The 18,369-nt window shown below is 59.0% G+C and carries 20 protein-coding genes and 1 pseudogene; 9 read left to right on the forward strand and 12 right to left on the reverse strand.

The window, feature by feature from the left end; translation table 11 throughout:
• Positions 1-6: 6 nt before the first annotated feature.
• From ACOT0L_RS11460 to ACOT0L_RS11470, 3 genes and pseudogenes are all read right to left on the reverse strand, one after another.
• Complete coding sequence (locus ACOT0L_RS11460; protein ID WP_126503676.1) at positions 7-1,119, reverse strand: M20 family metallopeptidase; 1,113 nt, start codon at positions 1,117-1,119, stop codon at positions 7-9.
• 13 nt (positions 1,120-1,132) lie between these two features.
• A complete protein-coding gene (locus ACOT0L_RS11465) occupies positions 1,133-1,597 on the reverse strand; it encodes a YjiG family protein (protein ID WP_126503678.1) in 465 nt (154 codons plus the stop codon).
• A pseudogene (locus tag ACOT0L_RS11470) lies at positions 1,594-2,288 on the reverse strand (nucleoside recognition domain-containing protein). The gene ACOT0L_RS11465 and the pseudogene ACOT0L_RS11470 overlap by 4 nt, the downstream one beginning before the upstream one ends.
• A 268-nt stretch (positions 2,289-2,556) precedes the next feature.
• On the opposite strand from ACOT0L_RS11470, the gene cstA reads away from it, so the two are divergent.
• Positions 2,557-4,662 carry a pyruvate/proton symporter CstA gene (cstA, locus tag ACOT0L_RS11475; protein ID WP_022647390.1) on the forward strand — a complete coding sequence of 702 codons (2,106 nt, stop codon included), beginning with the start codon at positions 2,557-2,559 and terminating at the stop codon, positions 4,660-4,662.
• Positions 4,663-4,766: 104 nt separating this feature from the next.
• Positions 4,767-4,964 carry a YbdD/YjiX family protein gene (locus ACOT0L_RS11480; RefSeq protein ID WP_006809671.1) on the forward strand — a complete coding sequence of 66 codons (198 nt, stop codon included), beginning with the start codon at positions 4,767-4,769 and terminating at the stop codon, positions 4,962-4,964.
• On the opposite strand, the gene ACOT0L_RS11485 is transcribed toward ACOT0L_RS11480, so the two are convergent.
• The 4 genes from ACOT0L_RS11485 to ACOT0L_RS11500 all read right to left on the reverse strand — a co-directional run bounded on the left by ACOT0L_RS11485 (position 4,961) and on the right by ACOT0L_RS11500 (position 7,715).
• Positions 4,961-5,365, reverse strand: a complete 405-nt coding sequence (locus ACOT0L_RS11485) for a helix-turn-helix domain-containing protein (protein ID WP_022647392.1) — start codon at positions 5,363-5,365, stop codon at positions 4,961-4,963. The two genes, ACOT0L_RS11480 and ACOT0L_RS11485, sit on opposite strands and share 4 nt — an antisense overlap.
• Positions 5,340-5,642, reverse strand: coding sequence for a type II toxin-antitoxin system RelE family toxin (locus ACOT0L_RS11490; RefSeq protein ID WP_022647393.1), 303 nt, complete (start codon positions 5,640-5,642; stop codon positions 5,340-5,342). Before ACOT0L_RS11490 ends, ACOT0L_RS11485 begins: the two co-directional genes overlap by 26 nt.
• A 183-nt stretch (positions 5,643-5,825) precedes the next feature.
• Complete coding sequence (locus tag ACOT0L_RS11495) at positions 5,826-6,569, reverse strand: SDR family NAD(P)-dependent oxidoreductase (RefSeq protein WP_126503680.1); 744 nt, start codon at positions 6,567-6,569, stop codon at positions 5,826-5,828.
• Between the two features lie 57 nt (positions 6,570-6,626).
• Positions 6,627-7,715, reverse strand: coding sequence for an oxidoreductase (locus ACOT0L_RS11500; protein ID WP_063150844.1), 1,089 nt, complete (start codon positions 7,713-7,715; stop codon positions 6,627-6,629).
• Positions 7,716-7,874: 159 nt separating this feature from the next.
• On the opposite strand from ACOT0L_RS11500, the gene ACOT0L_RS11505 reads away from it, so the two are divergent.
• The 4 genes from ACOT0L_RS11505 to ACOT0L_RS11520 all read left to right on the forward strand — a co-directional run bounded on the left by ACOT0L_RS11505 (position 7,875) and on the right by ACOT0L_RS11520 (position 12,778).
• Positions 7,875-9,377: a sugar ABC transporter ATP-binding protein gene (locus ACOT0L_RS11505; protein ID WP_126503682.1), complete on the forward strand. Its 1,503-nt coding sequence runs from the start codon at positions 7,875-7,877 to the stop codon at positions 9,375-9,377.
• Complete coding sequence (locus tag ACOT0L_RS11510) at positions 9,374-10,369, forward strand: ABC transporter permease (protein WP_022647397.1); 996 nt, start codon at positions 9,374-9,376, stop codon at positions 10,367-10,369. The genes ACOT0L_RS11505 and ACOT0L_RS11510 overlap by 4 nt, the downstream gene beginning before the upstream one ends.
• Before the next feature lie 19 nt (positions 10,370-10,388).
• Positions 10,389-11,453, forward strand: coding sequence for a sugar ABC transporter substrate-binding protein (locus ACOT0L_RS11515; protein ID WP_126503684.1), 1,065 nt, complete (start codon positions 10,389-10,391; stop codon positions 11,451-11,453).
• An 83-nt stretch (positions 11,454-11,536) separates the two neighbouring features.
• Positions 11,537-12,778, forward strand: coding sequence for an LVIVD repeat-containing protein (locus tag ACOT0L_RS11520; RefSeq protein ID WP_023299569.1), 1,242 nt, complete (start codon positions 11,537-11,539; stop codon positions 12,776-12,778).
• A gap of 87 nt (positions 12,779-12,865) precedes the next feature.
• Here ACOT0L_RS11520 and mtnK read toward each other — a convergent pair whose 3' ends face one another.
• On the reverse strand, positions 12,866-14,065 hold the full coding sequence (gene mtnK, locus ACOT0L_RS11525) for an S-methyl-5-thioribose kinase (protein WP_126503686.1): 1,200 nt from the start codon (positions 14,063-14,065) through the stop codon (positions 12,866-12,868).
• Between the two features lie 102 nt (positions 14,066-14,167).
• Here mtnK and mtnA point away from each other — a divergent pair, with 102 nt between their 5' ends.
• Positions 14,168-15,184 (forward strand): S-methyl-5-thioribose-1-phosphate isomerase, encoded by a 1,017-nt coding sequence (mtnA, locus tag ACOT0L_RS11530; protein WP_022647401.1) that lies wholly within the window; start codon positions 14,168-14,170, stop codon positions 15,182-15,184.
• 43 nt (positions 15,185-15,227) lie between these two features.
• Positions 15,228-15,698 (forward strand): SRPBCC family protein, encoded by a 471-nt coding sequence (locus ACOT0L_RS11535; RefSeq protein ID WP_045622238.1) that lies wholly within the window; start codon positions 15,228-15,230, stop codon positions 15,696-15,698.
• 61 nt (positions 15,699-15,759) lie between these two features.
• On the opposite strand, the gene ACOT0L_RS11540 is transcribed toward ACOT0L_RS11535, so the two are convergent.
• Positions 15,760-16,032 carry a helix-turn-helix domain-containing protein gene (locus ACOT0L_RS11540; protein WP_046618920.1) on the reverse strand — a complete coding sequence of 91 codons (273 nt, stop codon included), beginning with the start codon at positions 16,030-16,032 and terminating at the stop codon, positions 15,760-15,762.
• A gap of 106 nt (positions 16,033-16,138) precedes the next feature.
• Between ACOT0L_RS11540 and ACOT0L_RS11545 the strand changes: the two genes are divergently transcribed.
• On the forward strand, positions 16,139-16,363 hold the full coding sequence (locus ACOT0L_RS11545; protein ID WP_022647404.1) for a helix-turn-helix transcriptional regulator: 225 nt from the start codon (positions 16,139-16,141) through the stop codon (positions 16,361-16,363).
• A 121-nt stretch (positions 16,364-16,484) separates the two neighbouring features.
• Here ACOT0L_RS11545 and ACOT0L_RS11550 read toward each other — a convergent pair whose 3' ends face one another.
• From ACOT0L_RS11550 to ACOT0L_RS11560, 3 genes are read right to left on the reverse strand one after another with little or no spacing between them, the layout of a single operon-like run.
• Positions 16,485-17,027 carry a 1,2-dihydroxy-3-keto-5-methylthiopentene dioxygenase gene (locus ACOT0L_RS11550; protein WP_022647405.1) on the reverse strand — a complete coding sequence of 181 codons (543 nt, stop codon included), beginning with the start codon at positions 17,025-17,027 and terminating at the stop codon, positions 16,485-16,487.
• Positions 17,024-17,713 carry an acireductone synthase gene (gene mtnC, locus ACOT0L_RS11555; protein ID WP_048965633.1) on the reverse strand — a complete coding sequence of 230 codons (690 nt, stop codon included), beginning with the start codon at positions 17,711-17,713 and terminating at the stop codon, positions 17,024-17,026. Before mtnC ends, ACOT0L_RS11550 begins: the two co-directional genes overlap by 4 nt.
• Positions 17,710-18,324 (reverse strand): methylthioribulose 1-phosphate dehydratase, encoded by a 615-nt coding sequence (locus ACOT0L_RS11560; RefSeq protein WP_022647407.1) that lies wholly within the window; start codon positions 18,322-18,324, stop codon positions 17,710-17,712. The genes mtnC and ACOT0L_RS11560 overlap by 4 nt, the downstream gene beginning before the upstream one ends.
• Between the last annotated feature and the right edge of the window lie 45 nt (positions 18,325-18,369).

Genomic DNA, 18,369 nt, shown 5'->3' on the forward strand with positions numbered 1-18,369 from the left:
CGGTTGTTACAACATCGATACCACCCGCGTCAACAGCCGAATTCGCGGCGCAATGGACGCTTTATCCAGCCATTCCGCCGGGCTGTGGAACCCGGCGCCAACCGGCCCGAAGCCGTCAAGCGTGGGGATGCCGAGCGCGGCGGTGTGGTTGGCGTCGCTGCCGCCGCCGACTGCCTGCCAGGTAATGTCGATGCCTTCCGCTTTACCCGCCGCTTCAACCTGCTGCATCAGCGCCTGCGTCGCGTCGCTCGCGGCCATCGCCGGTTTGTGATTAACCCGCGTCAGCGTGGTGGTCACGCCGTCTAAAAAGCCTTGTTCACATAACAACTCCAGCGCCTGGTTCACCCGGTCATACTCGTCGTTTTCCCAGAAGCGAACGTCCAGTTCTGCCACAGCGCTGTCCGCGACCACGTTCGCCGCGCTGCCGCCCTGAATCACGCCGACGTTAAGTGTAGTGCCGCGATCCCAGTCCGTCAGCGCATTGATGGCGATAACGCTCTTTGCCAGCGCGGTGATCGCCGAGCGGCCTTTTTCCGGGTCATTGCCCGCGTGTGCCGCCACGCCGCTAAAGGTGAGGTGATAGCCCGCCATCCCTTTACGCGCTTTCACCAGCGAACCGTCGGCGCGGGCGGCTTCGCACACCAGCACGCAGCGGGAACGCTTAGCCAGCTCGCCAACCCACTCATGGGAATGGACAGATCCGGTCTCTTCGTCCGGGTTCATCGCAACGGCAATCGCGAGACGATCGTTGTCTGCGGCGTCAAGCGCGCGCATTGCCCACAAAATATTCAGAAGTCCGCTCTTCATATCCGAGACACCGGGGCCGTACAGGCGGGTTTCATCCTCGCTCAGCGGACGCGCGGCCACGGTGCCGGCGGGAAATACGGTATCCAGATGCCCGACCAGCAGCACGTCGAACCGTTCCGCCTGCGGCTTGTTACTGACGAAGACGCCGGGGCCCACCTTGTCGCCCAGGTTCACCTGCTCCGTATGCCAGCCTTCGCGCTGCCACAGTTGCTGCATGATGCCTGCAACAGCGGCGACGCCGTCAATCGTCTGGGTGCCGCAGTCTACGTTCACCAGGGTTTTCAGCTCTTCGATATAATGGTCAAGGTTCATGTTCACGTCCTGTTCAGAGAATAATGCGCATCAGCAGCATGGCTAAGAAAGCGTTGACCACCGAGAGGGCGATCAGCAGCGGAATACGTTTGGCGCGGGTGCCAATCACCCCCAGAATGCGGCCCAGGTACTGCACCTGCGAGCCCATCAGGTAGATGGCGGGCGCCAGGATCGCCAGGTGCTCTCCGGTGAGGATGCCTTTATCAAACAGGCCGATGGCAACGCCGATCCCGCCGCCCATCGACATCCAGCCGCCAATCAGCACGGCGGCCGCTTCGCCCGGCAGGCCAAACAGGCCCATCAGCGGGGAGAAGATCGTGCCCAGCCCTTTCAGCGCGCCGGTAATTTCCAGCGCCTTGATGATGATAAAGGCCATCACCACGTTGGGCAGCGTGCTGCTGGTGGCAATGCTCCAGCCTTTGCGCGCGCCTTCGATAAACACATCGGTAATGACGGGATTGGACTGTGGGACACTCATGCGGCGTCTCCTTTATGGGTAAACGTCAGGATCAGGCGCAGCAGATTGGCGCCGACAATTTTCATTATAAACATCACCGCGATACAGGCCCCGATGGAGGTGGGCACCGCCGCCGTGCCGTCAACGGCGAGCAGCGTGAAGAGGATCGCCCGGAAGAGAAAAAGTTGGTGATCATCGCCCCGGCGGAGAACTGGAACATGGCGAAAACGTCTTTCTCTTTTTCGCTGATTTGCCCTTCATCAGAGAGATTACGGGTAAGCGACGCGCCCACGTCGGTACTTTGCAGGCTGCCAATCAGCGCCAGCCCGGTGGTGCCAGGGATCCCCAATAGCGGGCGCAGCAGAGGAGTTAAGAGTTTTCGCGCGGCACGCAGGGCGCCATAGTGCTCCAGCACGTTGATCATCCCCAGCGCGAACATCACCGCGGGAATTAAACCGAGCGCGAAGAGAAACCCGTCCATCGCGCCGCTGCCGCCGGTGCCGCGAAAGGCGCTGCTGGCTGTGGTTAACGTACCGTCATCCAGACTGGCTTTGCTGACCACTTTGCCAAATGCGCCGTTGAGGGTGGTGAAATCAAAGACGCCGTACCACTCTTGTCCGCCTAACAGACCCGAGAAGAAAACGGCTGCAAACGCCAGCGCGAAGTACGCACCCGGCCCGACCTGACTATCCTGAGGTACTGAACTGTTCATATCCTTTTCCTTGTATGCACGCGATTGCGCAGGATCATTCTGGCGAGGTTATGGCCAAAAAAAATGATACAAATCATTCCGTAAGGCGGTGTCTGGCCGAAAAAGGTAAAAGTGTGAACGGTGACGCTACGAAAGTGATCGGCTTAACAATGTGGTGTAAATGTCTGGTTTGACCACGCATTATTGCGTTTCAAAGTTGTTAAATTTTATCCGTTGTTCTAGAAACAAAATGTAACATCTCACTGTATCACAACAACGGATAACCATTATGAACAACTCAGGGAAATACCTTATATGGGCAGGGCTCTCCGTTGTGGGAGCCTTTGCCCTGGGCTACATCGCCCTCAACCGGGGGGAGCAGATCAATGCGCTCTGGATCGTGGTCGCCTCCGTCTGCATTTATCTGATCGCATACCGTTTTTATGGCCGTTATATCGCGAAGACGGTACTGGGCGTAGACGGCACACGCATGACGCCGGCCGTGCGTCATAACGATGGTCTGGACTACGTGCCGACCGATAAAAAAGTGCTGTTCGGTCACCATTTCGCGGCGATTGCCGGGGCAGGCCCGCTGGTGGGGCCGGTACTGGCCGCGCAGATGGGCTACCTGCCGGGGATGATCTGGATCCTCGCGGGGGTGGTGCTGGCGGGCGCGGTGCAGGACTTCATGGTGCTGTTCGTCTCCACCCGTCGCGACGGTCGTTCGCTGGGTGAGCTGGTGAAAGAGGAGATGGGGGCAACTGCCGGGGTGATTGCGCTGGTGGCGACCTTTATGATCATGGTCATCATCCTCGCGGTACTGGCGATGATTGTGGTGAAAGCCTTGACCCACAGCCCGTGGGGAACCTATACCGTCGCCTTCACCATTCCGCTGGCGCTGTTCATGGGGATCTACATTCGCTATCTGCGTCCGGGACGCATTGGTGAAGTTTCAGTCATTGGCCTGGTGTTCCTGGTGTTTGCTATTATCTCCGGTGGCTGGGTGGCGGAAAGCCCGACCTGGGCACCGTTCTTCGACTTCACCGGCGTGCAGCTGACCTGGATGCTGGTGGGCTACGGCTTCGTGGCGGCGGTGCTGCCGGTATGGCTCCTGCTGGCCCCGCGTGACTACCTCTCTACGTTCCTGAAAATTGGTACCATCGTCGGGCTGGCGATCGGCATTCTGATTATGCGCCCGACCCTGACCATGCCTGCCCTGACCAAATTCATTGACGGCACCGGCCCGGTCTGGACCGGCAATCTGTTCCCGTTCCTGTTTATCACCATCGCCTGTGGGGCAGTGTCTGGCTTCCATGCGCTTATCGCCTCCGGGACCACGCCGAAGATGCTGGCGAATGAAAATCAGGCCTGCCTGATTGGCTATGGCGGCATGCTGATGGAATCCTTCGTGGCGATTATGGCGCTGGTCTCGGCCTGTATTATCGACCCGGGCGTGTACTTCGCGATGAACAGCCCGATGGCGGTACTGGCCCCGGCCGGCACTGTTGACGTGGTCGCCTCTGCTGCGCAGGTGGTGAGCGGCTGGGGCTTTGCGATCACCCCTGATACGTTGACGCATATCGCTAACGAGGTCGGCGAGCAGTCGATTATCTCCCGTGCGGGCGGGGCGCCGACGCTGGCGGTGGGTATGGCCTACATCCTGCACGGTGCGCTGGGCGGGCTGATGGATGTCTCGTTCTGGTATCACTTCGCCATTCTGTTCGAGGCGCTGTTTATCCTGACGGCGGTGGATGCCGGTACGCGCGCGGCGCGCTTTATGTTGCAGGATCTGCTGGGGGTGATCTCCCCGAATCTGAAACGTACCGATTCACTCCCGGCTAACCTGCTGGCGACGGCACTGTGCGTGCTGGCGTGGGGCTACTTCCTGCATCAGGGCGTGGTCGATCCGCTGGGCGGGATTAACACCCTGTGGCCGCTGTTCGGAATCGCCAACCAGATGCTGGCGGGCATGGCGCTGATGCTTTGTGCCGTAGTCCTGTTCAAGATGAAGCGCCAGCGTTACGCATGGGTGGCGCTGGTGCCAACGGCGTGGCTGCTGATCTGTACCCTGACAGCAGGCTGGCAGAAAGCCTTCAGCCCGGACAACAAGGTGGGCTTCCTGGCCATTGCCAACAAGTTCCAGGCGATGATCGACAGCGGCAAGATCCCGGCACAGTACACCGAATCTCAGCTGTCGCAGCTGGTGTTTAACAACCGTCTGGACGCCGGGCTGACCATCTTCTTTATGGTGGTGGTTGTGGTGCTGGCGTTGTATTCTCTGAAAACCGCGCTGGCGGCGTTGAAAGTCGACACGCCAACGGCGAAAGAGACGCCGTATGAGCCAATGCCTGAGAACCTGGACGAGATTGTCACCCAGGCGAAAGGGGCGCATTAACCCGTGTGCCGGGTGGCGGCTTCGCCTTACCCGGCCTACATTTCTTATCCTCCCTCTCCCTCCGGGAGAGGGCCGGGGTGAGGGAAACAAACGAGAAACTGACTATGTTCGACACCCTTTCCAAAGCAGGTAAATACCTGGGCCAGGCCGCTAAAATGATGATTGGCGTGCCGGATTACGACAACTACGTCGAGCATATGCGCGTCAACCACCCGGATCAGACGCCAATGACCTACGAAGAATTTTTCCGCGACCGCCAGGATGCCCGCTACGGTGGCAAGGGCGGGGCGAAGTGCTGTTAACCCTCTTTTGGTAAATAGAGGCTGATCTGCTCCTGTTTACAGCCGTAAATTGCCGCCAGCTTTTCGCGGGTGCGCTTTTGCGGTCGGGAGTCCAGCGCCTCCAGCTGTGACACGGCGGACTGACTGATGCCAAGCTTCTCCGCCACCTCCTGCTGGGACATACCGCGTAAAATGCGCCAGGCGGCCTGTAGGCTGACGTTCTCGTTATGCATGATGTCGCACACTTCACCCGGTAAACCTACGTTATCGTAGATGTCTGATTCGTAAGGGATGTCTTCCCAGTCGTTTTCATCATCGTCATCATACTCAAGCATGGCTAAACGCATGCGAAAATATTCACCGTAGGGTATGACAACATACTGTTTTTTTCCTTCTTCATCCTTGATGAACTGAATAGTCATATTCCGTATGCTCCTCATGAAGGTAGGTAGTGGTTGTCCGGCGTTTTACTGCCACTACGTAGCAGATATCACCCGGCGGGTCTCCGAAGGTGTAAATGACCCTGTAATCACCTAATCGCAACCTGTAGTGGTTTTCGGGAGAAGATAATTTCTTGATATCCGCGACAGGTGATGTTTTATCGTCCATCTTCTCCAGCCTGAATTTAATGCGGTTCTGATATCGAGGATCGATTTTAGAAAACTGCTTCTCTGCTGTTTTAGACCACACGATCTTCATCCGTACCTCCACTGTACGCCCACACAAAACATAAGGAAATAATAAGACTATTAGATAAATTCCGAATTTCTTATGGGGTACTGTAGAGCGGAGAAAAACCGCGAGAAAGCGGCAAAACGCGAATCGTCGAGGCGACTCGAACAGGCCTCTGCCGGGCGACAGAGGCATACAGTAAATTTGCGATCAGGCGTTCAGACCGCCGTCCACATCCAGACCGGTGCCGGAAATTTGCCCCGCAGCCGGGCTGGCGAGGAAGGTGACCGCCGCTGCGATATCCTCCGGCTGGCCGTAATGACCAAGCGCGATCATCCGGCGCTGGGCTTCCGCCTGCTCGCCGTCTTCCGGGTTCATATCGCTGTTGGTCGGGCCGGGATGAACCAGGTTGACGGTAATGCCGCGCGGGCCTAAATCGCGGGCCAGACCCCGGGTAAGGGAGTTTAGGGCCGATTTGGTCATCGAGTAGACGGCGATCCCCGGCTGCGCCACGCGGTTCGCCAGACAGCTGCCGATGTTGATGATGCGTCCGCCGTCAGACATATGCACCAGCGCTTCCTGAATGGCGATCACCACGCCGCGGATATTGACGTTGATCAGAGCGTCGATGTCCGCCAGGGTCATGGACTCCAGCGGGCCGCCGCGTGCAATCCCGGCGTTATTGACCAGAATATCCAGCCCGCCGAGGGAGCGCGCCGCCTGCGTGACCGCATCCTGAATCGCCCGCGCGCTGGCGCTGTCGGCCTGAATCGCCTCGCCGTGTCGCCCCAGCGCGTTGATTTCATCGACGACCTGCTGGGCTTTATCGACGGATTTTTCGTAGGTGATAACCACATCGGCACCGGCGCGTGCCAGCGACAGCGCAATTGCCCGACCCAGCCCACGACTGGCGCCGGTGACCAGCGCCTTTTTACCTGTTAAATCGATCTGCATGATGACCTCGTTGCAAGAGTGGAGAGAATCATCATTAGGTATAGCCCGTCGGCGCGATTAACGGCTGAAGGATTCCACCTTCTCAAACGCGGCGCGCAGAACGTCAGGGCTTAACGTAATCGGTAAAAAGTGAATAGACTCCACCGGGCGCAGGGTGTGGGCAATGACCTTGTCCAGCTCGTCGCGGTTATGGATATCGACCTCCAGCGCGCGAAGCGTGGTCGGCAGGTTAAAACGCTGGTATGCCGCCACCAGCTGCGTCAGCACGTCCTCCTGACCGAGCAGGGCGCTCTGCACCAGAATGCCGTAGGCCACCTTGGTGCCGTGGAGGTATTTTTCCGTCTGCGGCAGCACGGTTAAGCCGTTGTGCACCGCATGTGCCGCCGCCACGCGGGTATAGCGTTCGCCCAGACCGCCGACCATACCGCCACCGGCGATAACGGCGTCCACCACGTCCCGAAACGCCTGCGTCTGGTCGCCGCGCTGCTGGTCGGCCAGCGCCTCTTCGCTGCGCTCCAGCAGCACGTCGCGGATCGCCAGCGCACCGTTCAGGCCAAGACGCACGGTCAGCGGCAGGTTTTCCGGTTCAGGGGCGAGTACCGCCGCTTCGTACCACTTCGCCAGCGTATCGCCGATGCCTGCCAACAGGTATTCCGCCGGGGCGTTAAGGATGATTTGCGGCTCCACCAGCACCAGATAGTTGGCGTCGTCAAAAATCTCAAACTGTAGCGCCTGCCCGGCATCGTTGTACCACACGGAGAGCGGGGTCCACGCCGCGCAGGTGGCGGCGATGGTGGGAATGCCCACGAACGGCACGCCCAGACGACGCGCCACGGCCTTGACGGTATCCATTACCGCACCGCCGCCTACGCCAATCACCACGCTGGCTTCACCACCCGACGCGTTCACCAGATGAGTGACGTCACGCTCGCTGCAATGGCCCTTAAACAGCAGATGTTTTGCCCCCGTCGCGTTAAAACTCTGCGGCAGATAAGGGCGTGCGCCCTCGATAGCCCGCTCGCCGTAGATCCACACCGCGCGGGAAAGCTGTTCCGGAGTAAAGAAATCATCCAGGTGCGCAAGGCTTCCCGGATGAGAGAAGTAGTTCGCCGGGCCGGGCACGACGCGGATATTGGTGTTGCTCATGAAGTTGTCCTTTTTTAGCAAGCGCTAACCCGATGTTATGTCTGGACATCCGGATGGCTAATAATATTTCGCTTTATCTTATGCCTTTTCCGTCGTTGTCAGTCAACCGGAGCTGTGAAAAATTCGCTAAATCAGAAGAGTAATGAAGGATTTACGCGGATGGTTTCCAGTCGCCTTGAGATGCGCGGTATCAGCCTGGCCTTTTCCGGCTTTCAGGCCCTGTCGCGCGTGGATTTCACCCTGAATGGCGGGTCGGTGCATGCGCTGACCGGCGCCAACGGCGCGGGAAAATCGACGTTGATGGCGGTGCTGTGCGGGACGCACGATCGTTATGAAGGCGAAATCTGCATTAACAACCAGCCGGTAAGCATCCGCGAGCCGCTGGACGCCAAACGGCTGGGTATCCACCTTGTGCAGCAGGAGGTGGACGTGGCGCTGATCCCCGGGCTGAGCATTGCGGAGAACATTATGCTCGACCAGCTGGCGCAGCCGGGACACCGCTACAGCTGGCGCGCGATTCGTCAGCAGGCGCGGCAGGCGCTGGCGCAGCTGGATGTTTCGCTGGACGTTCGCCGTTCCATCGACAACTGCACGCTGGCTGAAAAGCAGCAGATTTTGCTGGCGCGGGCGCTCTCGCACCACTGCCGTTTTCTCATTCTTGATGAGCCCACTGCGCCGCTGGACGCGCACGAAAGCGAGCGTCTGTTTGCGGTAGTAAGACGTCTGCAACAGCAGGGTATTGGCGTGGTGTTTATTTCTCACCGCATTCACGAGCTGAAGGCCATCTGCGACACCCTGACGGTGCTGCGCGACGGCAGGCTGATTGAGTCCGGCCCGATGGCGGATCTGAGCGGAGAGGAGATCGTCGAGAAGATGCTCGGCCACGAGCTGAGCGATATCTATCCGCCCCCGCGACCGCCGCACGGTGAAGAGATGCTGCTGCGGGTGGAAGGCCTGCACGACGACGCGCTGCTGAAAGATATCTCCCTGCATCTGCGCAAAGGTGAAATCCTCGGCATTGCCGGGCTGGCGGGGGCGGGGAAAACGGAACTCTGCAAGGCGCTGTTTGGCGCCAGCAAAAGCCGCGTGGCGCGCGGCGAGCTGAACCATCAGGCCTGGAAACCGCGCGATCCGGCAGACTCGGTGCTACGCGGTCTGGCGCTGGTGCCGGAGGAGCGGCGCAAAGAGGGCATTTTTATCGACGAGCCGGTGAGCATGAACCTTGCCGTGTGCGCCGATAACAGTTTCTCGCGCTGGAGCCTGTTTGGTCATCGTCAGGCGTGGCGCTGGGCGGAAGAGGTGATTGCCCGCGTCGGCGTGCGCACACGCGGGCCGGGGCAGGTGCTGCGTCGGCTTTCCGGCGGTAACCAGCAGAAGGTCGCCATCGGGAAATGGCTGCGCAATGACGCCAGCGTGCTGATATTCGACGAGCCGACCAAAGGCGTGGACGTGAAGGCCAAAACCGATCTGTTTCAGCTGATCGACGGCCTGGCGCGCGAGGGCAAAGGGGTGATTTACGCCTCGGGTGAATTTGCCGAGCTGGTCGGTCTGTGCGACCGCATCTGCGTGCTGTGGGACGGGCGCATCGTGGCGGAAATCGCCGGGGCAGAGGCCCGGGAAGAAACACTACTTTATTATTCAACCGGAGGAACGGCGTCGTGAGCAAGGCCCTTTCAGTGACCACGGCGGCGTCTGGCCGTCAGCAGATTTTCGATTTTCTTTATAAGTGGGGCATGCTGCTGACCGTCGTCGCGCTGGTGGCGGTGTTTGGCCTGGCGTCGGACAGCTTCCTCGACCCGAACAACATCATCAACATTCTGCGCTCGATTGCCATCGTGACGGTGATTGCCGTTGGCGTCTCTATTTCGCTGACCGTCGGCGGGTTCGATCTCTCCGTAGGATCTACCGCGTCGCTGGCGAACGCGCTGGTGATTTCGCTTTTCGTCTGGCACGGCTTCGGCACCACCGAGTCGATTCTGCTGACCCTCGCGCTCTGTACGCTGGTCGGCCTGTTTAACGCCTTTCTGATCGTCATCCTGCGCATTCCGGACATGCTCGCGACCCTTGCCAGCCTGTTTGTCATTCAGGGTGTGGCGATGACCTACAGCTACGGCGGGTCGATTACCGAGAACATGGTACTGCCGAGCGGCGACATGGCGGAAGGGACCATTCCGGCGGCGTTTGGCCTGCTCGGGCAGGTGCCGACCATTGTGATCGTCATGCTGGTGGTGACGATTCTGGCACAGCTGGGCCTGTCGCTGACCACCCATGGACGCCGGATGTACGCCATTGGCGGCAACCCCGAAGCCGCGCGCCTCTCCGGCATTCGCACCACCCGCTACAAGGTGGCAGCCTACGTGATTGCCTCTCTGCTGGCGGGGCTGGGCGGCATTCTGCTGGCCTCGCGTATTGGTTCATCGCAGGTGAATGCGGGCGGCGGCTACCTGATGGACGCGGTGGCGGCGGCGTGGATCGGCTTCTCGCTGGCCGGATCCGGCAAGCCGAACGCGCTGGGTACGCTGGTGGGGGCGGTGATCCTCGGCGTGCTGTCGAACGGGCTGGTGATGCTCTCCGTGCCGTATTACGCCATGGACATTATAAAAGGGCTGGTGCTCGCGGTAGCGCTGGCGATTACCTACATACAAAAACGCTGACAACACAACGGGATAATAAATGAAAAAGATTGCGCCCTCTTTGGTAGCTCTTGGGTTACTCACTTCTCTGCCGGGCCTGGCGGCTACCCCCGCGCCGGTTCCGACCGCCATTGCCAGCCATGACGGCCCGATCCGCATCGCGGTGATCCGCAACCTGGGCTCGGACGACAACACCACGCAGTTTGTTGCCGGGGCGATTCAGGAAGGGAAAAAGCTCGGCTTTAAGGTCAGCACCTTTTTAAGTAACGGGGACGACGCCAAATTCCAGGATTTCGTTAACCAGGCCATCAGCCAGAAATACGACGGGATTATTCTCTCTCAGGGGCGCGATCCGTACTCCACCGCGCTGGTGAAGAAGGCGGTGGATGCCGGGATCAAAGTTTCGGTGTTTGATACCGCTGTGAACGGCGAGATCCCGGGCGTAACCGTTACCCAGCAGGACGATGCCTCCCTGACCAACCTCTCTTTCGGCCAGCTGGCGAAAGATTTCAACGGCAAGGCCAATATCGTCAAGCTATGGGTCGCGGGCTTCCCGCCGATGGAGCGCCGTCAGGCGGCCTACAAAGAACTGCAAAAGCAGTACCCGGAGATTAAAGAGCTGGAGTCCATCGGCGCGGTCTCCTCTGACGTGCAGGGCGACACTGCCAACAAGGTGGGCGCGATCCTCGCGAAATACCCGAAAGGTAAAATCGATGCCATCTGGGGTACCTGGGATGCCTTCAGCCAGGGCGCCTATAAGGCGCTGAAAGAGAACGGCCGAACCGAGATCAAACTCTACAGCATCGACATCTCCAACCAGGATTTACAGCTGATGCGCGAGCCGGGTAGCCCATGGGCAGTGAGCGTGGCGGTGGATCCGAAGCTGATTGGCGCGACCAACGTACGCCTGATTGCCAATAAGATTGCCGGAGAAGCGACGCCTGCCACTTACGATTTCAAGGCGGCGGCCATTCCGCAGGCGCTGCTGACCGCCCAGCCGGGCGCGGTGAACGTGGCGTCTCTGGGGAAAATCATTCCGGGCTGGGGCCAGACGGAAGATTTTGTTGCGCCGTGGTTTGCGACGCTGGAAGCCAGGTCAAAATAATGCCCGGTGGCGCTTTGCTTACCGGGCCTACGGTGTTGTAGGCCGGATAAGGCGCAGCCGCCATCCGGCGAAAGGACTTATACATGTCTGCATTACCTCAACCCGAATACAGCCGCAATATGCGGCTGATTGGCCATAGCGATCAGGGCGGTCGCCCGGACGGCGTGCAGCTGATGGTGCACCGCGGTTTCGCCTATATCGGCCATATGGTGTCGCAGGGCTTTTCGATAGTGGATGTGCGCGACCCGAAAAAACCAAAAGCCGCAGGATACGTGCCTGCGCCGCCGGGTACCTGGAATGTGCATCTCCAGGCGCATGACGACCTGCTGCTGGTGATCAACGCCCGGGATCTGTTTGCCGATGCGCGTTTTGCCGACGAGAAGGTCTACTACACCCGCCAGGTGGGGGAGACCGTCAGCGATGTGCAGGATAAAGGCTGGAGCGCCGGGCTTCGCGTCTTTGATATCTCCACACCGGACAGGCCACGCGAGATAGGCTTTTTATCGCTGAGCGGCATCGGCATTCACCGCATCTGGTACGTCGGTGGCCGCTGGGCGTATGTCTCAGCGCTGATTGACGGCTTTACCGACTACATCTTTCTGACCATCGATCTGGCGGACCCGCGCAAGCCTGAAGTGGCGGGACGCTGGTGGCTGCCGGGGATGAATCAGGCCGAAGGCGAACAGCCGAACTGGCCGGAAGGCAAACGCTACGCTCTGCACCATGCGATTATTGCAGGCGATACCGCGTACGGCAGCTGGCGCGACGGTGGCCTGACGCTGCTGGACGTGAAGGACCGCACCCGGCCTAAGCTCATTAGCCACCGTAACTGGAGCCCGCCGTTTGGGGGCGGGACGCACACCGCGCTTCCGCTGCCGGATCGCGATCTGCTGGTGGTGCTGGACGAGGCGGTGCTGGATAACCAGCAGGACGGCGAGAAGCTGATCTGGCTGTTTGATATCCGCGAGCCGTCGAACCCGGTGAGCATTTCTACCTTCCCGCAGCCGGATGAAACCGACTACGTGGCGAAAGGGGCGCATTTCGGCCCGCACAACCTGCACGAGAACCGGCCGGGGAGCTTTGTCAGCTCAACGCTGATCTTCGCGACGTACCAGAACGCGGGCGTGCGCGCGTATGACATTTCCAATCCGTATCGCCCGGTAGAAACGGGGGCGCTGGTGCCCGCGGCGCCGGAAAAGATGATGGATACGCGGCCCAATCGCCCGCAGGTGATCCAGTCGTGCGACGTGTTTGTGGATGCGCAGGGGATTATTTACAGCACGGATTATAACGGCGGGATGTCGGTGATTGAGTATCTGGGGTGAGTTTTTGCCGGGTGGCGGCTTCGCCTTACCGGGCCTACATTTTGCACCCGTAGGCCCGGTAAGCGCAGCGCCACCGGGCAAACGTTCTCAACTGTACTGCCGCACCCGCGCGACCAGCTCTTCCGCGCTGTCGATGCGGTCAGCAATCACAATCAGCGCCTTGCCGAGGGATATCGCGTGGCGCAGGCATTCGTGACGCATCGCTTCATCCTGAATGGTGTCGATATCCGCCACATGGGAAAGCCCGACGCTGCGGCGAATCAGCTCGGTGCCGCAGAATCCGATGGCATCGTGCCAGACCTTTTTCAGGAACGCAGAGGCATAGCCCGGCGCGCTGAGCGCGGCGTCGCGCGTTTTCTCATTCGCCAGCGCCTGGAAGCGCTCCGCGAAGGTGTTCCACAGTTCCTGAATATCGGTCAGGCGCTGCTCGCGCGCGGCGGCGGCATCGCGAATGCCCAGATGCCCCGGCAGGCCGCAGAAGTTCAGCAGCAGGTTGCCGATGGCAGTGCCAACGTCAAAGCCAATCGGGCCAAAGTAGCCGAACTCGGCGTCGATGGCTTTCAGGCTGCCGTCGGCCACAAAAATTGAGCCGCTGTGAATGTCCCCGTGCAGCAGGGCTTCGGCATGCGAAAAGAAGCGGTGCTTCAGGGAGGCCACAGCGATTTTAAGCTGGGCGTCGTCGCGCAGGGCGGCAACATCGTTCTCCAGATCGGCCGGGTAGCTGTTGCGCGCGTGGATCTGGTACGGATCGTTAAAGAACAGATCTTCAGTGATCTCGCACATCTCCGGGTTGATGAATTTTGCCACCTGCGCTTTTTTCTCGTGCGGATGCAGATAAAAATCGCTGGTGTGGAACAGGGTGTGAGCCAGATATTCACCCAGCTGCCGCGCCGCCTGCGGGTAGTAAATGTTGTTAATCAGCTCGCCGCGCCAGATGCGATGGCTGGAGAGATCTTCCATCACCATCACCGCCAGTTCCGGGTCAAAGTGGTGGATTTTCACCGTGTGCTCAGGGCTGTGCTTGTAATGCTCGACCAGGGTTTGCGCCTCCAGGCGAGCGCGATCCAGCGTCAGCGGCCAGGACTCGCCGACGCAGCGCACATAGGGCAGCGCCTGCTTAACGACGATTCGGCTCACGCCCGCGCGGTCGAAAACTTTAAAGACCAGGTTGAGGTTACCGTCGCCGATTTCCTGCGCCTCCACCAGCGATGACGGATCGTCAAGTCCGCCAAACTGCCTGGCATACTCCACGGCGTCCTGAGCGGTAAAGGTAAGGTATTGCGACATGGCCTGCTCCTCAGTTTTGCTAGTTAAGACATGTAGACGTCTATACATCTGGATTTCATCCTGACACAATGTGCTACAACAACGCAACAGGGAATTAACGACATGCAGACATTACAGACGACCAGCCTGCGGGTGGCGAATAATCAGCTCTATATTCTCGACCAGCAGGCGCTTCCGCAGGAGAAACGCTGGCTGGATGCCTCGACGGTGGAGGCGCTGGTTGGGCATATCCACGCTCTGCGCGTGCGTGGCGCGCCGTTAATTGGTCTCTCTGCAAGCCTGCTGCTGGCACTGTTAGCGGAAAGCGGTAAAAGCCGCGACGAGCTGGCGGCGGCGCTGGAGACCCTGCGTGCCTCCCGCCCGACGGCGGTGAACCTGATGAACAATCTCGACCGCATGAAGATTGCGCTGTGGCAGGAAGCGTTCGTTCCGGCGCTGGTGGCTGAAGCGCTGCGCCTGATTAATGAAGACAAACGGCTTTGCGACGCGATTGCGAAAGCGGGTAGCGCGCTGGTGAAGCCCGGCAGCCGCCTGCTGACCCACTGCAATACCGGCGGGCTGGCAACGGCGGGCGTCGGGACGGCGCTGGGTGTGATTGCCCGCGCGCATCAGGCAGGGAATGTCAGCAACGTCTGGGTGGATGAAACCCGTCCGCTGTTGCAGGGCGGCAGGCTGACCGCATGGGAGCTGGGCGAGCTGGGCGTGCCGTATCAGCTGATTACTGACTCCATGGCCGCCAGCCTGATGGCAAAAGGGCAGGTGGATGCCGTGTGGGTGGGGGCAGACCGCATTGCCGCCAACGGCGACGTGGCGAACAAAATCGGCACCTATTCCCTGGCGGTGCTGGCGAAGTTCCACGGTATTCCGTTCTACGTCGCCGCCCCGCAAACGACCCTCGACCGGGACTGCCCGAACGGTGACGCGATCCCCATTGAGCAGCGCGCGGCCAGCGAAGTGACGGGCGTGGCGGGAAGCTTTGGCGCGGTGCAGTGGGCACCGCAAGAGGCGCAGGTCTATAATCCGGCGTTTGACGTTACCCCCGCCTCGCTGATTAGCGGCTGGGTGCTGGATACGGGCGTGGTCACCCCTGAAGAGGTAGCGAAAGGGAAATTCGCCTGAGTGGGACTATCCTTGTAAGGGGTTCCCTTTAGAGGACGTTATCGTGACGCTCGATCCTGAAACAGACTTAAAACTTGAACGCGTGGTGGACGCACCGCGCGACCTGCTGTGGCTCTGCTGGACCACACCGGAGCACATCAAAAACTTCTTCATTCCTGCTCCCCATAAGGTGACTGAATGCGACCTCGATCTGCGCGTGGGTGGGCGGTTCAATACCGTGTTTGAGGTGGACGGGCAGCGGATGGATAACCGGGGCGTATTTCTTGAAATCGATCCGGGGAACAAGCTGGTCTTTACCGATGGCTATACTGAGGGCTGGAAGCCGGCTGAAAAGCCGTTTATGACGGCGATCCTGCTGCTGGAAGATGTGGGGGAGGGCAAAACCCGCTACACGGCGATAGCGCGTCACCCAACGAAGGAGATCCGCGAGCAGCATGAACAGATGGGCTTCCACGAAGGGTGGGGCGTGGTGTTGGATCAGCTGGTGGGGTATGTGAAAGGGCTGAAACGGTAGTGCCCTTAGACCCCCTCTCCCTTGAGGGAGAGGGCTGGGGTGAGGGGGGAGAATTCATTGATTATGTTGAAGACAGATTTCTCTTTTTGGTATTCCTCATCTGACGAAATACTCGCTCTCCCTTTTCATCAAAGTATCTTTCCGGCCATATCACATCGGGTGGAATGTCTGGCGCCTGAGCGGTAAGCAGTTCACCTTTGGGCCATGGTCGGGTAAGCGCATTTGCCAGTGTGGATGAGGAAAGGCCAGCCTTTCTGGACAACGCAGCCAGGCTTGTTCCATGTTTCTTTAGTGCAGCGATAATATCGGCCGGGTGCCAGTTCTGATGCTGCATTGTGTCCTCCTTACATGTGTTCGTTACGTGCTCAATTATCCTGTTTTGGGATAAGAAGGCAACGGGAGGATATTCGATTTCAGGATATTTGTATGGAATCGGAACAATGGCTTCAGTTTACTCGGATGAATACCAGCGTGTTATCAATGCGTTGAAGAAAGCGCGTAAAGAGAAGGCGATGACTCAGGCGCAGCTTGCGGAGGCACTGGGAAAACCACAATCGTTTATTGCTAAAGTGGAAAACGGTGAGCGTAGGTTGGACGTGGTGGAGTTTGTGCATCTGGCGAGGCTGGTTGGCGCAGATGTGCAGAGGATTATCGCCAGCATTTAATTAATGCCTGAGTATGGAACTGACCACCTGAGCCGTATGTTCCCCTCACCCTAACCCTCTCCCCAGAGGGGCGAGGGGATAGCACGGTGCTCGCATTACTTTGCGGGGTAGGGAGAAAAGATCAGGCCAGGCGTGGATACGCATCCGCGATTGCATCGCCCGTAAACTGCGCCACCCAGCCTTCCGGGTTATCGAAAATACGAATGGCGGTAAAGTTCGGTTCTGAGCCCATATCAAACCAGTGCGGCGTGCCCGCGGGAACGGAAATCAGGTCGTTTTTCTCGCACAGCACCTGATACACCTCATCGCCAATATGCAGGCAGAACAGCCCGGCACCTTCCACGAAAAAGCGCACTTCGTCTTCGCCGTGAGTGTGTTCATTCAGGAACTTCGCACGCAGCGCCTCTTTCTGCGGATTGTCGGCGCGCAGGCTGATCACATCCCAGCTCTGGTAACCTTTCTCTGCCACCAGCTTGTCGATTGCATGCTGATACGCTTCGATCACGGCTTCGGGCGCAGGATCCTGCCCTAAATCACGGTCTGCCGCCCAGCGCTCAAAGCGCACGCCCTTAGCGTTCAGCTGTTGGGCAATCTCGGCGGCGTCGGTGCTGTGCCACAGGTGCTTACTGGCGTCTTTATCGGAATAAATGGTCAATGCGCTCATGAAGGGATCTGCTCCGGGTTAATCTCGTCAAACTGGTGGATCTGATGGTGATGGCTTGCGCCGTCATCTTCACCGCGTATCAGTTGCAGGGTGCGAAAACCCGCCTGTTCAGCCGCGTCCAGCTCCTGATGAATATCCGACAGGAACAGGATCTGCGACGGGGCGATGCCCGTTTGCGCCGCAATATTATGATAAGACTGCACCTCACGCTTGGCACCGATGCGGGTATCAAAATAGCCGCTGAACAGATGAGTAATATCACCTTCGTCGCTGTAGCCAAATAACAGTTTCTGCGCGGCGACGGAGCCAGAGGAATAAACATAGAGATCAATCCCTTGTGCCTTCCATTTTTCCAGCGCGGGCAGTACATCAGGGTAGAGATGGCCGGTAAAGTCACCGTTGACGTAACCGTCCTGCCAGATGATGCCTTGCAGGGCTTTGAGCGCCGTCGATTTGCGGTCTTCATCCATAAAGGTAAACAGCACGTTGATGAGATCGCTGACGCTGGCATGCGGAGTGCTGATTTCATCGCGCAGGTTGTCCAGAATCGATTTGACCGGCTCGGCGTACTGCTGCGCGGTCACAAAGGCCGCCAGCCGCTCACGCGCGTAGGGGAACAAAACATCATGGACAAAACGGATATCGCTGGTGGTCCCTTCAATATCCGTCACAATCGCGCGAATCATACTCTCTCCCATTGTCGTAAACGCATTTCGCATTCAAATAAGAATTCTAAACCTTCCAGATGACGGCGGGCTTCGGCCACGTCGCGTCCCCAGCAGGTTAAGCCATGACCGCGCAGAAGAAAACCATAATTAAGCGGGCGTTCCTGCGCGTAATGGGCGATGCGAGAGGCGAGGGCGTCGATGTCCTGGTCATTATCAAACACCGGGATGGCCACCGTATCCCGATGCGTGGTCTGTCCGGTAAGGGATTTTTGCATCTCGAAGCCGGAGATCTTCAGCTCGGTCTCGTTGACCAGCCGCGACAGCACCGTGGCATTGACGGTGTGAACGTGCAGGACGGCGTTAGCCTCCGGGAACAGGCGATAGATGAGGGTATGCAGCCCGGTCTCTGCCGACGGTTTACGGCCAGAAGGCGCACGGTTGGTGGCGATTTCAACCTGTAGAAAATCGGCGGTGGTCAGGCTGCCTTTGTCTTTTCCGGATTCGCTCAGCCAGCACAGATGTTCATCCTGACGCACGGACATATTGCCGCCGGTAGCGGGCGCCCAGCCTTTAGCGCCAATCCAGCGGCAGGCCTCGACCAGGTGTGTGAGTTGCAGGTTGTCTGTCATTTCCTTTTACCCTCTCGGTCAGGAATATTTATATCATTTAGACGT

It is taken from the genome of Enterobacter cloacae complex sp. XAL002, from assembly GCF_049236805.1.
Lineage (GTDB): Bacteria > Pseudomonadota > Gammaproteobacteria > Enterobacterales > Enterobacteriaceae > Enterobacter > Enterobacter intestinihominis.

What these genes read in the sequence shown, in the direction of transcription:
- ACOT0L_RS11560 (WP_022647407.1), bottom strand. Translation starts at nt 18,324, where the DNA reads ATGACAGACAACCTGCAACTCACACACCTGGTCGAGGCCTGCCGCTGG.
- ACOT0L_RS11520 (WP_023299569.1), top strand. Translation starts at nt 11,537, where the DNA reads ATGTCTGCATTACCTCAACCCGAATACAGCCGCAATATGCGGCTGATT.
- ACOT0L_RS11480 (WP_006809671.1), top strand. Translation starts at nt 4,767, where the DNA reads ATGTTCGACACCCTTTCCAAAGCAGGTAAATACCTGGGCCAGGCCGCT.
- ACOT0L_RS11460 (WP_126503676.1), bottom strand. Translation starts at nt 1,119, where the DNA reads ATGAACCTTGACCATTATATCGAAGAGCTGAAAACCCTGGTGAACGTA.
- mtnC (WP_048965633.1), bottom strand. Translation starts at nt 17,713, where the DNA reads ATGATTCGCGCGATTGTGACGGATATTGAAGGGACCACCAGCGATATC.
- ACOT0L_RS11540 (WP_046618920.1), bottom strand. Translation starts at nt 16,032, where the DNA reads ATGCAGCATCAGAACTGGCACCCGGCCGATATTATCGCTGCACTAAAG.
- ACOT0L_RS11505 (WP_126503682.1), top strand. Translation starts at nt 7,875, where the DNA reads ATGGTTTCCAGTCGCCTTGAGATGCGCGGTATCAGCCTGGCCTTTTCC.
- mtnK (WP_126503686.1), bottom strand. Translation starts at nt 14,065, where the DNA reads ATGTCGCAATACCTTACCTTTACCGCTCAGGACGCCGTGGAGTATGCC.
- ACOT0L_RS11495 (WP_126503680.1), bottom strand. Translation starts at nt 6,569, where the DNA reads ATGCAGATCGATTTAACAGGTAAAAAGGCGCTGGTCACCGGCGCCAGT.
- ACOT0L_RS11515 (WP_126503684.1), top strand. Translation starts at nt 10,389, where the DNA reads ATGAAAAAGATTGCGCCCTCTTTGGTAGCTCTTGGGTTACTCACTTCT.
- ACOT0L_RS11550 (WP_022647405.1), bottom strand. Translation starts at nt 17,027, where the DNA reads ATGAGCGCATTGACCATTTATTCCGATAAAGACGCCAGTAAGCACCTG.
- ACOT0L_RS11465 (WP_126503678.1), bottom strand. Translation starts at nt 1,597, where the DNA reads ATGAGTGTCCCACAGTCCAATCCCGTCATTACCGATGTGTTTATCGAA.
- ACOT0L_RS11490 (WP_022647393.1), bottom strand. Translation starts at nt 5,642, where the DNA reads ATGAAGATCGTGTGGTCTAAAACAGCAGAGAAGCAGTTTTCTAAAATC.
- mtnA (WP_022647401.1), top strand. Translation starts at nt 14,168, where the DNA reads ATGCAGACATTACAGACGACCAGCCTGCGGGTGGCGAATAATCAGCTC.
- ACOT0L_RS11545 (WP_022647404.1), top strand. Translation starts at nt 16,139, where the DNA reads ATGGCTTCAGTTTACTCGGATGAATACCAGCGTGTTATCAATGCGTTG.
- cstA (WP_022647390.1), top strand. Translation starts at nt 2,557, where the DNA reads ATGAACAACTCAGGGAAATACCTTATATGGGCAGGGCTCTCCGTTGTG.
- ACOT0L_RS11485 (WP_022647392.1), bottom strand. Translation starts at nt 5,365, where the DNA reads ATGACTATTCAGTTCATCAAGGATGAAGAAGGAAAAAAACAGTATGTT.
- ACOT0L_RS11500 (WP_063150844.1), bottom strand. Translation starts at nt 7,715, where the DNA reads ATGAGCAACACCAATATCCGCGTCGTGCCCGGCCCGGCGAACTACTTC.